The sequence below is a fragment of the Candidatus Binatia bacterium genome (assembly GCA_036493895.1).
Lineage (GTDB): Bacteria > Desulfobacterota > Binatia > UBA1149 > CAITLU01 > DATNBU01.
Map to the genome: position 1 here is coordinate 116361 of DASXOZ010000028.1, position 13899 is coordinate 130259.

Sequence of the window (13899 nt, forward strand, 5' to 3'; positions counted from 1 at the left end):
GGAGAGAGAACAACGGCATGCAGACCCAGGACAAGCTTTTCATCGGCGGCCAGTGGCGCTCCCCGTCGTCGTCGTCGACGATCGACGTGATCTCCCCGCATACCGAAGAGGCGATTGCGCGAGTTCCCGAAGGCCGCGAAGCCGACGTCGACGCCGCGGTGGCCGCGGCGCGCAGGGCGTTCGACGAAGGGCCGTGGCCGCGCATGGCCGCCGCCGAACGCGCCGCCCACATGGCGCAGCTTTCGGCGATCCTGCAATCGCGCAGCGAAGAGATCGCCGAGACGATCACGCGCGAGATGGGCTCGCCGATCAGCTTCTCGAACCTCGGCCAGGCGATGGCGGCCAACATGGTGCTCGACTACTTCACCGGCCTCGCGCGCGACTTCGCGTTCGAGGAGCTCCGGCAGGGAATGATGGGACCCTGCGTCGTGCGGCACGAGCCGGTAGGCGTGGTCGCCGCAATCGTGCCGTGGAACGTCCCGCTGTTCACGATCATGCTGAAGCTGGCTCCCGCGCTTGCTGCCGGCTGCACGATCGTCGTCAAGCCGGCACCCGAGACACCGCTCGACGCCTACATCCTGGCCGACGCGTGCATCCAGGCGGGCATTCCCGAGGGCGTCGTCAGCATCGTTACCGCGGGCCGCGAGGTCGGCGAATACCTCGTGCGCCATCCAGGCGTCGACAAGGTTTCGTTCACCGGCTCGACGGCTGCCGGCCGCCGCATCGCCTCGCTGTGCGGCGAGCAGCTCAAGCGCGTGACGCTCGAGCTCGGCGGCAAGTCGGCGTGCATCGTCATGGAAGACGCCGACCTCGATACGGCCATTCCCGGCCTGATGGGCGGCGCGATCATGAACAACGGCCAGGCCTGCGTAGGACAGACGCGCATCCTTGCGCCGCGATCGCGCTACGACGAAGTGGCCTCGCGCCTTTCGGCCGCCGTCGGCGCGATGCGCGTCGGCGACCCGATGGACCCGACTACCGAATGCGGGCCGCTGGTCACGCAGCGCCAGCGCGATCGCGTCGAAGGCTACATCGCCATCGGTCGCGACGAGGGAGCCCGCGTCGCGGTCGGCGGCGGAAGGCCGTCGTCGCCCGGCAAGGGCTGGTACGTGGAACCGACGCTGCTGACCGGCGTCACCAATGCCATGCGTGTCGCGCGCGAGGAGATCTTCGGCCCCGTGCTCGTGCTGATCCCGTTCGACGACGAAAACGACGCCGTCGCGATCGCGAACGATTCCGAATACGGACTTGCCGGCTCGGTGTGGACGGCCGACGTGGGCCGCGGCCTCGACGTCGCGCGCCGCGTGCGCACCGGCGTCTACACCGTCAACGGCTTCATGATGGAGTTCGGCTCTCCGTTCGGCGGCTTCAAATGCTCCGGCGTCGGCCGCGAGCTCGGTCCCGAGGGACTGCGCGCCTATCTCGAGTCGAAGCAGGTGAACCTGCCGTGGGGCTACGACCCGGCGCTCAGGCAGTAAGGACGGCCACGCACCAGCCGCGCGTCATTCGTCGGCGACGCGAATGGCTGGTCGGTGCCTGACCCCCATCCCGAGCCGCGACGCTGCGCAAAAAAAAGCCCCGGCGGTACGACACCGCCGGGGCTTTTTTCATGCATCGCAGGGCGCCCTACGGCGCCGGCGGCAGCCCGTACGCAACGACGCCGCCGTGGGCGAGATTGCTGCTGAACGGATCGCCGTACGGGACGTAGATCACGCCGTTGTCGATCGCGGCGCCGCCCATCACGGTGCCGGCCGGCACCGTCAGAGTCGCAAGCCGCGCGCCGCTCTGGATGTCGTACGCGTACAGAACGCTCGCCGACAACGTGCCGGCGAACACCATCCCGTTCGCCACCGTGACGCTGCTCCAGCTCTGGCCGATCTCGTCGGACCACGCGATGGTGCCGTCGGCTCCCGTGAATCCGAACATGTGGTCGGTCCCCGAGTACGTCGAGATGTCGTCGAGCGCCGCCAGGAAGCGGTCGGTGGTCTTGTCGTAAGCGAGCGCACCGTCGAACAGACCGAACCCGGCAAACGGAGGCGGGGAGGCCATCGTGTTGTGCCATACCAGCGCGCCGGTCTGCTGGTCCACGGCGTACATCGTTCCATCCTTGCCTCCGCCGACGGCCACGGCGTGAGTTCCCATTCCCTCGGTGACATCCGCCAGGATCGGCCCGTTGAGGAAGCCGTAGTCGTGGTACGTCGGACCTCCGGGCCAGAACGTGAACTGCTCGATTCCCTCGGTGCGGTACACCCATTCGACTGCACCGGTGGCAGCGTCGAGCTTGAAGATGCTGTCGGAGTCGCCGACCGAAGGCCTCGACAGGCAGCCGACACTCGACATGTAGACGTCCTTGCCATCGGGCGAGACGCTGGCCGTCGCCGTCACTCCGCCTCCGACGGCCGGCACGCACGCCGGGCAGTCCGCGTTGGAGGTGCAGGTGATCGAGCGCTCGAGCCAGCACTGGCCGGTAGTCGCCGGCGGCGGATCGACGCATTCGCCCGGCTTGAGGAACGTGAACGGACAGTCGGCGTTCGTCATGCACGCATGTTGAGGCTGGCTGTCGCAGGTGCCCAGCAGGCACGGCGAGCCTGGCGCCGTGCAATCGGAGTTGGCCGCGCACTCGTTGCCCGTGTCGTTGAAGCAGATGCGCTCGGGCATCGTGAACTGCTGCCACAGCTTGGTGCCGGTATCGAGATCGTACGCGAGCAATGTTCCGCGCACGCACGGTGCGTCGTTGTGCGACGCGATGCCCACCAGCACGCGATTGCCGACGACAACCGGGCTCGCCCACGCATGCGACGCCGCCGGATCGTCCACGCCGGCATCAGCGGTCCACAGAAGGGTCCCTTTCTTGCCGTCGAGGCAGTAGACAAACCCGAGGCTGTCGCCGACGAGCACGCGCCCGTCTGCAAGGATCGTCACCGAGCTCTGCACGCCGAGGCCGGGGTCTTGGGCCGCGCCGTTCGGCGTCGCAAAGTCCCACTTCACCTTGCCGGTCTTCTTGCTGAGCGCGTAGACGTGGCCGTTCCACGACGACGTGTAGACGAGCTTGTCTCCGACGGTGACGGTGGAGGAAATCGTCTTGCCGTGAGGCTGCTCCCCGCTGCCGAGGGTCGGCGGCACGAAGCTCCATTTCTGCACGAGCGTGGCGACGTTGGCCTTCGTGATCGCCGTCTCGAGCGGATTGGCGCGGGTATTGGTGCGGTCGTAGCTGTGGACCGGCCAGTCGCGGGGCACGCAGACGAAGCTGAAGGAGTCGTCGTCCTCGCTCGTGCCGCTGATCGCCGTCACCTTGAACGAGAGCTTGGCGGCCTTGAATGCTCCGGTCCCGCTCGGCCCCTTCAGGGGCACGACAACGGACTGGTTCGTCGTGCAGACATTCGTCGTTGCCGGCAGCAACGCGGAAACCGCCGTCTGAAGCGAGTCGAGCCCCTTGCCGACCACGGTGACTGCCGAGACGTCGCCGGGCGTGCACGAAGCCAGCGAAGGATCGGCGTTGCGCAGGCACAGGTCGACGTCGAACGTGCACGAGTTGTTGACGACTCCGTCCAGGTCGCACCCCGGATCACCGTCGAAGCAGCGGATCGTCTTGGCGGGTTTCGGATTGGCCGGATTGTGGAATGGCGAGTTCAGGTGCAGCGCATCGCTGGCCAGCTCGGCGTAGCAGTCGGTGTTGGTGTCGCCTCCTCCCTTGACGGGACAGTCGGGCGGGCACTGGGCCCGGGCGAGGCCGGCGGTCATCGCGGCAGCGGAGGCCAGTACGAATGCGAGAATGCTTCTGCGGTATGACATGTGGTCCTCTGCGGCGGGTCCGTCCGACGCGTGCGGAATGCTCGCGCCCTCTCCCCGGACTCCATCAAGCTAACGGCGCTTGCAGTGGCGATGCAAGAACCTAACTCCACCGGGGAACTTTTCCCCGAAAAACCCCGTCATTGCGGAGCCCTTCGCCCGGACCCCGTCCCGATCGCACATCGGGAAATCTCGACTTGCGATCATCGCGAGCGTACTTTGAGCACCTCGGTTGCTTGCCTGGTCGGGGCGTACACAGGCCCCATAGCCGGTTTTCGCCGGTGACCGGGGTCGAGGGGGGACACCGGCGGTCCTTTCTGCGACAGCGGTTTCAGGGACCGCTCCTCTTCCACCGCCGATAACAAAGGAGGTGATCCAGTGATCTATTTGTCCAAGGTGAACTGTGAGGTGGTGTCCTCTTAGGAGGACCGCGCTCCAGCACATCGCTGGGTCGCCCCTTTGACAGGGGACCCAAACACCACCGAACTCCGGCAGTCCCGCTTTCACCGGCGGGCCGGGCATCAAAACCCCGGAAAATCTGCCGGAGTTTGTGTTTCTTCCCTCGTCTCCCCGTTGCACTGCCCCAAAGATGGGCGCCCGGCGCACCGGATGTTACGACGTTGCGCCGGCGGCCGTTGCCTGCCGGTTACCAGAAGTGCCGCGGCACCAGCGCCAGCTCGCGGGCCTGGCGCGCCAGCTCCTCTCGAAAATCGGGATGCGCGAGCGAGATCAGCGCGGTAGCCCTCTCGGCCACCGACTTTCCCTTCAGGTTGACGCTGCCGTACTCGGTGACGACGTGCATCACGTCGGTGCGCGGCGTCGTCACGATGTTGCCGGGCGTGAGAGTGGGCACGATGCGGCTCTTTCTCTGTCCGTGCCTTTCGTAGGTGGAAGCCAGGCAGAGGAACGACTTGCCGCGGTCCGACATGTAGGCGCCGCGGACGAACTGGAGTTGTCCGCCGGTACCGGTCAGGTGGCGGTGCCCGTCGCTTTCGGAAGCCGCCTGGCCCTGCAGGTCGACCTGCGTCGTGTTGTTGATCGATACCACCCGGTCGTTGCGCGCGATCTGCGCGGGCAGGTTCGTGTAGTCCACCGGATAGCTGCGCACCACCGGCGATTGCCCGAGGAAGTCGTACTGGTGACGCGAGCCGCCGGCGAACGTAAAGACGACGTGGCCCCGGTCCATCTGCTTGCGCGACCCGTTGACGACGCCGGATTCGATCAGGTGCACCATCGCGTCGACGAACATCTCGGTGTGGATCCCGAGGTCGCGCAGGCCCGAGTCCTTCAACATTTCGCAGACGGCGTTCGGCATGCCGCCGATGCCGATCTGCACGCAGGAGCCGTCCTCGAGCTGCCCGGCGATCAGCGTCGCGACCTTGCGGTCCACCTCCGTGATCGGCGGGTTCGAAAGCTCGGGCAGAGGATTTTCGCCGCCGTCGATCACGTGCGCGACTTCGTCGATGTGGACGGCGCACTGCTCGCCGTGCACGCGCGGCATCGCCTCGGAAGTCTCGACGACGAGGATGCGGGCCTTTTCGGTGACGGCCTTGAGATGGCAGTTGGCCGCGCCGAAGTGGAACCAGCCCTCGTCGTCCATCGGCGTCGTCTTGATGCAGACGACGTCGATCGGGTCGAGGAAGCGGCGGTAGTACGACGGCGCCTCGCCGAAGTTCATCGGAATGTAGTTGCAGCGGCCGTCCGAGTTCTTGCCGCGGTCGTATGCGGAGAAATGCCAGTTGAACCAGAGGAAGTGCTCGCCGTCGGGATCGGCTTCGACGACCGCGCGCGGCGACATCGACACGCAGGCACGGATGCGAACGCCGCGAAGCTCGTCCTTGCGCGCCGCCAGCGCGCGATCGAACAGGTCGGGATGGGACAGCGCCGCGCCGTAGTCCACCCAGTTCCCCGACCGCACCAGCGCGGCGGCTCCTTCCGCAGAAATCGTTTTCTCGCGCAGCTTTGCGTTCATCGGCTCCCCGGGCGCGTCTGCCTGGCAGACGCGCAAATGGCAGTGCGGCCGGGCCGCGACGTCCCTGCCGTCTTCATCGGATACGCTCGCAAGCGTTCGCGCTCACGTCGCCATCCGCCCGCAAGAGACTGCCGCAGGCGCCGGGCGAGGCCAAGGCCCCCGCCGACCGCCGCCGCGACGCGAAGAAATCGGCTGCTGCACGGCGCACGCCGCCCGGGCGTGTGCTACAAGACTTCGATCCGGGACCACAGCGGGACCACAGGTGGTGAAGTGAAGATGGAAGACGTGTTGCCCGAAGGCGCCGTGCTGCTCGATATCGACCTGGTCGACAAACCCCGCGCGATCTCCCATGTCGCCGGGCTGCTGGCTGCATTGGCAGGAACCGCGCCCGAGACGATCGAAGGTGCCCTGCTCGCGCGCGAAGCGCTCGGATCGACCGGGGTCGGCGGAGGCGTCGCGCTCCCTCACGCGAGGCTGCACAGCCTGCGCAAGACCCACGCGATCTTCGTGCGCCTGGTCTCTCCGATTCTCTACGAGTCGATCGACTCGATGCCGGTCGACCTCCTTTGTGCGATCGTCGCGCCCGACGAGCCGAACTCGGATCTGCTGACGGCAGTGTCGGCGCTGGCGCGGCCGCTGCGCGACCAGTTGAAGAAGTCGGTGCTGCGCGAGACCCGCGACGTCGCGCAGGCCCGCAAGGTGCTGCTCTCGGGCGAAGCGCCCTGATCGGCGCAGCGACGCAGTCGTCGTCTGCCGTCAGGATGCAGGGCTGAGCGGCCGGGTTCCGGCCGCGTACTTGAGCACCCGCACTTTTTCCATCGTGACCAGCCCTTCGGCGACCATTTCGTCGAGGATCGGCGTCAGCCGCTCGACGTGCTCCGGGGTGTCGACGATTTCGATCACGATCGGCAGGTCCTCCGAAAGCCGCAGGATGTGCGTCGTGTGCAGCACGCTGCGCGCGCCGAAGCCGGCGACGCCGTGAAAAACCGTCGCGCCGGCAAAGCCTTCCTTCCTCAGACGCTCGATGAGCGCGACGTGCAGGGGCTGGTGATGCCACCTGTCCGACTCGCCAATGAAGATCCGGACGAGAACCTGTTCGCCGGTCAGTACTCGCATGGCAGCACTTTCTCCTTGCGTGCCGGCACGATCGTCAGAACGTGCCGAACAGCGACCGCGCCGTCATCCAGCCCGCGATGCCCGCGCTCATGCACCCCGCGAACGTCACCAGCAGGTTGAGCGCGGCGACACCGAACGCACCGTCCTGCAGGTAGCGCATCGTCTCGTAGTTGAACGTCGAGTAGGTCGTGAAGCCGCCCATGACTCCGGTTCCGAGCACCAGGCGCGCGGTCGGCGAAATCGCCGACGCTTCGACGCTGGCGTACAGGACGATTGATAGCAGGAAGGATCCGATCGAGTTGACCGCCAGGGTCCCGAATGGGAACGCGGGACCAACCACGTCCATCACCCACCCGGACAGCAGGTAGCGCGCACCGGTACCGGCCGCTCCACCGAGACAGATCAGCAGGAATCGACTCATCGCGTTCGCATCTTTGCGGCGCTCGCCGGCATGCCGGTCACGGCGGAAGCGTTCGCCTGCGAGCCCGTGTGCGCTGCTATCAGGTTTTCAGATCGATCGCAGCGACGGGCGGTTGCGGCCCCCAGCCGGGGCCCCGGGGTCACCCTTTGGGTGCTGCATCTGCATCATTATTGACGCTATGGATGATTCAGTTGTATCTTTTTCTGTATGGGTTCTGCCGGGTCTGTTGACGCGCCCTCTCTCGCTGGCCCCCAGCGCTCGCGCGACGCGCGCATTGCAGGACCGGCATCCAAAACGGCCCGCTGGCTGCTGCTGATTCACCAGATTCCGCCGCTGCCCAACTACCTGCGCGTCAAGGTCGGCCGCCGCCTCGCGCGCGTCGGCGCCGTCGCGATCAAGAGCACCGTGTACGCGCTGCCGCGCACCGACTCGGCGCTCGAGGATTTCGAATGGATCCGTCGCGAAGTGACCGGCGCCGGCGGCGAGGCCGTACTGCTGGCGGCCCATCTTCTCGATGGGCTCTCGGACCGCGACGTGGAGAAGCTTTTCGGCGACGCCAGGGACCGTGACTACGCCGTCGTCGCCGACGAAGCGCGCCAGATCCTCAAACGCGCAAAACACGACGGCGACGCCGGAACCCACCGCCAGCTGGAGGCGGAAGCGCATCGTCTTCAGCGTCGCCTGGAGGAAATCCTGTCGATCGATTTCTTCGATGCTCCCGCGCGCGAGCCGGCTCGCGCCCTGGTCGCATCGCTTCGCGATGCGATCGATCCGCCTCGCAAGCGCTCGCCCGACGCCGTTTCCTCGCAGGACACAGCGATGCGCGGGCGCACCTGGGTCACTCGCACGGGAATCAAGGTGGACCGCATCGGCAGCGCGTGGCTGATCCGGCGCTTCATCGATGCCGGCGCCCGATTCAAGTTCGTGCCCGCCAAGGGCTACTTGTCCCAGCCGAGCGAGCTGCGCTTCGACATGTTCGAGGCCGAGTACACGCACGAAGGCGACCTGTGTACGTTCGAAGTGCTGTGTTCGCGCTTCGAGCTGCAGGTTCCCGGCCTCGCGCGCGTCGCCGAGCTGGTCCACGACGTGGACCTGAAGGACGGAAAGTTCGGGCACCCGCAGACGGCGGGACTCTCTGCGCAGATCGACGGCATTGCGGCGCTGCACCAGGACGACGAGACGAGGCTGGAACGCGGCAGCGCGGTATTCGAGAGCCTGCTCGCCTATTTCGCGAAAACAAAAGGATGAATCCATGACTGCATCACGCGAAGACGATCGAACGCCTCATGAACCGGTGTCGCAAAGGCCGGACGCGCCGCCTCACGATGAAGCGCTGCGCGGGCCCGATGCGTCCCTGACGCGCCGCCAGGCGCTCGCCGTCCTGGCAGCCGGCACTGCCGCGCTCGCCGCCGGGTCCGGCAACTTGGGCTCCGCTTTCGCCGCCGATGATTCCGCCACGGGAGCATCTGCGATGAGTACGCCCCGGGCTCTCGCGGGCACCAACGCGACCGTCCCGTTGCCATTCGCCGCCGGATCGCTTGGCGGCCTTTCGGAGCGGTTGATCTCGTCGCACTACGACAACAACTACGGCGGCGCAGTGCGCAACTTGAACCGCCTCGAGCAGGAGCTCGCGAAGATCAACTCCGAAACGCCGCCGCCGATCGTCGCGGCCCTGCGTGACCGCGAGCTGGCGTTTCGCAACTCGAAATCGCTGCACGAGGCGTATTTCGCGAACCTCGGCGGAAACGGGAAACGGTCGGGCGCGATCGAAGCGGAGATCGCCGGCGCCTACGGGACCACCGCGCGCTGGGAAGAACAGATGCGCCAGACGGCGCTTGGCCTCGGCGGCGGCAGCGGCTGGGCAATTCTCGCGTATGAGCTCGACACCGGCGCGCTTCGCACCGTCGCCGGAGGAAACCACACGCAAGTGCTCGCGCTCGGCGCACCGCTTCTCGTGCTCGACATGTACGAGCACAGCTACCAGATGGATTACGGCGCTGCCGCCGCGAAATACGTCGATGCGTTCTTCGCGAACGTCACCTGGGACGAGGTCAACCGGCGGCTCGAGCGTGCGCGCAGCGCTTCGGCCGCGATTCGAGGCGCGAAGGCGTGAGCCCGATGCCCTCGTCGCAGGCGGCCGGCGCGGTTGCCGCCGAAGAGCTGCGCCCGTGCACGCTCGGGCAGCTGGCCCTGTACTTCCTGCGGCTCGGCACTCTCGGATTCGGCGGCCCGATCGCGCTGGTCGGCTACATGCAGCGCGATCTCGTCGAGGAGCGGCGCTGGCTGTCCAAGGAGGATTACCGCCAGGGACTTGCGCTGGCACAACTCGCCCCGGGGCCGCTGGCCGCACAACTCGCGATCTATCTCGGCTGGGTTCGTGGAGGGATTCCAGGCGCGACACTGGTCGGAGTCGCGTTCGTCTTTCCGTCGTTCCTGATGGTGCTCGCGCTGTCGGCCGTCTACGTGCAATTCGGCGGGCTGCCGTGGATGCGCGCGGTGTTCTACGGCGTCGGCGCCTCGGTGCTCGCGATCATCGCGCGCAGCGTACAGAAGCTCGTCACGCTGACGCTGGCCCGAGACTTCGTGCTGTGGACGGTGTTTGCGGTGAGCGCGATCGTCACGGCGTGGACGGAAACGGAAGTCGTCTGGCTGTTCCTCGCGAGCGGCATCGCGGTGATGCTGCTCGAGATGGCGCGCCGGGGACAGACCATCGTTGCCACGCACGCGATCGTTGCGCTTCCGCTGTGGTCGATGACCGGAATGACGGGACCTGCGCATTCGTCGACGCTGTGGACGATCGCGTGGTACTTCGCCGAGGCGGGAGCGTTCGTGTTCGGCAGCGGCCTTGCGATCGTGCCGTTCCTGCACGGCGGAGTCGTCATGCACTTCCACTGGCTGAACGACCAGCAGTTCCTCGATGCGGTCGCGGTCGCGATGATCACGCCGGGGCCGGTCGTCATCACCGTGGCGTTCATCGGCTATCTGGTGGCCGGGCCGGCCGGGGCCTGCGTCGCGGCGCTCGCGACGTTCCTTCCGTGCTACCTGTTCACGATCATCCCGGCGCCGCATTTCCGGCGCTTTGCAGAGAACGCGACTCTGAAGGCTTTCGTCAACGGCGTGACGGCCGCGGCCACCGGGGCGATCGCAGGCGCAGCGCTCGTGCTGGCCAGAAGGACGCTGCTGGACGTGCCGAGCATTCTCATTGCGCTCACGACGCTCGGGCTGCTCGTCCAGGCGCGCAAAATTCCGGAGCCGCTGATCATCGTCGCGGCGGGGGTCGTCGGCATCGTGCTGCGCGGGGCGGCCGGCTGAAACTGTCGACTCCGGCGGCTTCCCTCGGTATCGTCCGCCGCCATGAGCACCAACGCAGAAAAGGCCCACGCCGTTTTTCTTGCCGCCGTCGGACAGGACGAGGGCGTCGGCGAATGGTTCGAGGTCGACCAGGCGCGCATCAATCAGTTCGCCGAAGTCACCAACGACCACCAGTTCATTCACGTCGATCCGGAGGCTGCCAAATCGACACCGTTCGGCACCACGATCGCGCACGGGTTCCTGACGCTTTCGCTGCTGACCTGGCTCGACGCTTCGATCCCGAAAGATCCGGCGCGCTATGCCGGGATGGTGATGGGAGTGAACTACGGATTCGACAAGGTGCGCTTCGTCAGCCCCGTCAAGGTCGGCAAACGAGTGCGTTGCCGAAGCGTGCTCGCCAGCGTCGAGCTGAAGGAGCCATGGGTGCAGGCCACGCGCACGATGACGGTGGAGATCGAAGGAGAGTCGAAACCGGCGCTGGTGGCGGACTGGATCACGCGGATCATGTACGGGTGAGGGCACAGCCCGCTGCGGCGCTGCGGCTGCTCGTCATCATTCGCGTGCGTCCATGGGATCAATCGGCAGCGGCGCCGCTTCGAGCGGAGGCTGAAGCTGCAGTACCGAAGCTCCTGACGCCGGCGATGGCGAGCGGCATCCGGTAGAGCCCGCGCCGCGCGCAAAGGTACAGCGTCCTGCCGTCATCGCCCCAGGCCATGTTGTGGACGTGCTGAGGCGTCACGATCGTGCCGAGGTGAGTGCCGGAAGCCGACAGCACCCACAACCCGCCGGGACCCGAGACGTACAGGTTTCCCTTGACGTCCACTTCGATGCCGTCGATTGCGTCCTCTCCGGGCGCCGACGTCATGTCGAAGAACACCTGGCCGACGCCGACTTTTCCGTCGGCGAGCACCGGGTAGCGCATCACCGCTTTTTTCTTGTCGTCCCAGTCGCCGACGTACAGAAATTTCTCGTCGGGAGAGAATGCGATGCCGTTCGGCCCCGTAAGGTCGTTGACGAGCAGGTCGACCTTGCCGCCGGCAACCCGGTAGACGCCGCTGAAAGGCAGCTCCTTGCGCGGGTCTTCGAAAAATTTCGGCAGGCCGAACGGCGGATCGGTGAAATACAGCGCGCCGTCGGACCGGAAGATGAGGTCGTTCGGGCTGTTCAGGCGCTTGCCGTCGTAGCGATCCGCCAGAATGGTGACTGTTCCGTCCTTCTCGATGCGGGAGACCCGCCGCCGGCCATGCTCGTCGACGACCAGCCGGCCGTCGGCGTCGATCGCCAGTCCGTTGGAGCCGGGCTGATGATACTCGGCGATGTCCGCGCCGTCGTAGCCGCTGCGGCGCCGAAAAACTTCCAGCGTTCCCGGCGGCGAATATCGGTAGATCACATTGCTGTTCGGATCGCTCAGCAGCAGGTAGCGACCGTCGGCCGACCACACCGGCCCCTCCGTGAACTCGAAACCATCGGCGAGCTTGTAGAGCTTGGGATTGGGGCCGACGACCTCGTCCAGGGCCGGATCCGAACGCTCGACCTCCACGTTGGCCTCGGCTGGAGCAATGGCGACCGCTCCGGCGGGAGCCTGGTACAGCGTGAGCCTCGCCGTGCGCATGTAAATGAAGTTCGTCGGGGGATTCGACAGCGGTCCGTTCGCACCGAAGACGGCGATCGAGATCTTCTCGCCGGGATGCACATGGCGCGCGACGACGAGCCTGTTCGGCGCATTCCAACCGGCGATCACCGATCCACCGGACTGTCCGGTGGTTCGAGTCATCTCCCCGTCGATCCACACTTCCGCGTAGTCGTCGACCGAAGTCTCGAATACCGCCGTCGTGCCGGCCGTCGCGACGTCGCCGAGCCGATCGGGGATCGTGATCGCAAGGCGATACCATGCGAAGCTGAGACGACCGTTTCCGCGCCGGACCGAGAGCGACTCGGGCGCGATCATCGGCCACGCGGAATCGTCGAAGTCGGCGCCGCCTGCGTGCGGCGAGATGTCGTACGTCGTGACCGGAGCACCGTCGGGCTGGCCGTCGCCGCCCGCGCCGCGAAAAGCCGTCTCGACGACGGCGGCATCACTGTATCGCCAGGATCCGGCAAGCTTGCCAAGGCCGTCCTTGGTGGCCAGATCGATCGTGACCAGCGGCGCAGAAGCGGGAACATCCGATGCCGCGCAGGGCTCTGCCTGCACCGCGGCCACGACCAGTGCCGTAGCGAGCAGTCGCAACGCGAAGACGCTGTGCAGGCCGGCAGAAGGCAGGAGAGCACGCCGGGTCATCGGCGCACCTTGACGACGTAGTAGACGAGGGCAGAGGGAACCTCGCGAAACCAGTGCGGCACGCCGCTCGGCACGATCACGACGTCGCCCCTGGCGAGCTGTCGTGTCTGGCCGCCGTCGATCGAGTTGCCCCGCTGCTCGAAAGGCTCGGTGCGCGAAAGGCCCTGCGCCGTCCCGCCGGTAACGAAAGTGGCCGAGCCGCCCTGCACGTAGATGATATCGGTGTCGAGATCGTGGACCTCGACCATGCCGGCTTTGTCGCGCCGGCTCGCGTGAACCATGTAATTGCGACCATCGCCGTCGAGGAGCACGCTGCCTTTGGCGAACGCCGCGTCGACCGAGGCGCGGTCGAAAAACCGCACCGGCTCCGTGCCGTTCGTCCCGCCGATGGCTGCCGCGCCGGCCATCGCGATCTCCTCGTCCTGCTGCGCGCTGGACGCACCGCTTACTCCAACAGCGCCGACGATCGTCTCTCCCGAGACGATCGGCACCCCACCCTGCAACGGCGTGAAATCGACGAGCGCCGTCATCGCGGTGCGTCCCTTGTTGACGACGTCCTCGAAGAACTTGGTCGGCTTGCGGAACAATGCCGCCGTGCGCGCCTTGCCGATGGAAATGTTCGCGCCGGCGGCAAAGGTGCCGTCGAGGCGCTCGACCGCCATCAGGTTGCCCCCTTCGTCGACGACGGCGACGACCGCACCAGGTGCGTTGTTCTTCCTGGCCAGCGAGATGGCCGCGTCGATTACCTGCCGGGCGCCGGCGAGCGTGAGACCGGGCCGGCTTACGAGCTGCGCTTCGGCGGCTTGGGCGAAGACGATCGTGACGAGTGCCGTGACCAGCGCAGTGTGACGTGCGGCCCGGCGTTGCAGAACCAGTGGCGGCATTGGAAAAACCCTCCGCACGTTCGACGCCGCCGGAACAACGAGGTTTCAGAAGTGGTCCGAATGACGCCGTCCACGCCGGCCCGGCGCCCCCGGCGCCACGTCTCGCCAGCCCGGCACCATCAATGAT

General features: G+C 66.7%; 12 protein-coding genes. 6 read left to right on the plus strand and 6 right to left on the minus strand.

The annotated features are described in order from the left end of the window. The first annotated feature begins 17 nt into the window (after positions 1–17). Positions 18–1478, plus strand: a complete 1461-nt coding sequence (locus VGK20_07830) for an aldehyde dehydrogenase (GenBank protein HEY2773947.1) — start codon at positions 18–20, stop codon at positions 1476–1478. Between the two features lie 148 nt (positions 1479–1626). Here the strand turns inward: VGK20_07830 and VGK20_07835 are convergent, their stop codons facing one another. Next, the gene (locus VGK20_07835; GenBank protein HEY2773948.1) at positions 1627–3792 is read right to left on the minus strand and encodes a PQQ-binding-like beta-propeller repeat protein; all 2166 of its coding nucleotides are present in this window, start codon (positions 3790–3792) and stop codon (positions 1627–1629) included. 643 nt (positions 3793–4435) lie between these two features. After that, a complete protein-coding gene (locus VGK20_07840) occupies positions 4436–5761 on the minus strand; it encodes an acetyl-CoA hydrolase/transferase C-terminal domain-containing protein (protein HEY2773949.1) in 1326 nt (441 codons plus the stop codon). Positions 5762–6037: 276 nt separating this feature from the next. On the opposite strand from VGK20_07840, the gene VGK20_07845 reads away from it, so the two are divergent. After that, on the plus strand, positions 6038–6487 hold the full coding sequence (locus VGK20_07845; protein HEY2773950.1) for a PTS sugar transporter subunit IIA: 450 nt from the start codon (positions 6038–6040) through the stop codon (positions 6485–6487). A 30-nt stretch (positions 6488–6517) separates the two neighbouring features. Here the strand turns inward: VGK20_07845 and VGK20_07850 are convergent, their stop codons facing one another. After that, a complete protein-coding gene (locus tag VGK20_07850) occupies positions 6518–6877 on the minus strand; it encodes a DUF190 domain-containing protein (protein ID HEY2773951.1) in 360 nt (119 codons plus the stop codon). A gap of 34 nt (positions 6878–6911) precedes the next feature. Next, on the minus strand, positions 6912–7298 hold the full coding sequence (gene crcB, locus VGK20_07855) for a fluoride efflux transporter CrcB (protein HEY2773952.1): 387 nt from the start codon (positions 7296–7298) through the stop codon (positions 6912–6914). Positions 7299–7505: 207 nt separating this feature from the next. On the opposite strand from crcB, the gene VGK20_07860 reads away from it, so the two are divergent. The 4 genes from VGK20_07860 to VGK20_07875 all read left to right on the plus strand — a co-directional run bounded on the left by VGK20_07860 (position 7506) and on the right by VGK20_07875 (position 11126). Beyond that, a complete protein-coding gene (locus tag VGK20_07860) occupies positions 7506–8546 on the plus strand; it encodes a chromate resistance protein ChrB domain-containing protein (protein ID HEY2773953.1) in 1041 nt (346 codons plus the stop codon). Between the two features lie 223 nt (positions 8547–8769). Further along, positions 8770–9411 carry a Fe-Mn family superoxide dismutase gene (locus VGK20_07865; GenBank protein HEY2773954.1) on the plus strand — a complete coding sequence of 214 codons (642 nt, stop codon included), beginning with the start codon at positions 8770–8772 and terminating at the stop codon, positions 9409–9411. A gap of 5 nt (positions 9412–9416) precedes the next feature. Further along, positions 9417–10610, plus strand: a complete 1194-nt coding sequence (locus VGK20_07870; GenBank protein ID HEY2773955.1) for a chromate transporter — start codon at positions 9417–9419, stop codon at positions 10608–10610. Between the two features lie 42 nt (positions 10611–10652). Next, the gene (locus VGK20_07875) at positions 10653–11126 is read left to right on the plus strand and encodes a MaoC family dehydratase (protein HEY2773956.1); all 474 of its coding nucleotides are present in this window, start codon (positions 10653–10655) and stop codon (positions 11124–11126) included. Positions 11127–11184: 58 nt separating this feature from the next. Here the strand turns inward: VGK20_07875 and VGK20_07880 are convergent, their stop codons facing one another. Beyond that, positions 11185–12888: an SMP-30/gluconolactonase/LRE family protein gene (locus VGK20_07880; GenBank protein ID HEY2773957.1), complete on the minus strand. Its 1704-nt coding sequence runs from the start codon at positions 12886–12888 to the stop codon at positions 11185–11187. Next, positions 12885–13772, minus strand: coding sequence for a heme-binding protein (locus VGK20_07885; GenBank protein ID HEY2773958.1), 888 nt, complete (start codon positions 13770–13772; stop codon positions 12885–12887). Before VGK20_07885 ends, VGK20_07880 begins: the two co-directional genes overlap by 4 nt. Positions 13773–13899 lie beyond the last annotated feature (127 nt).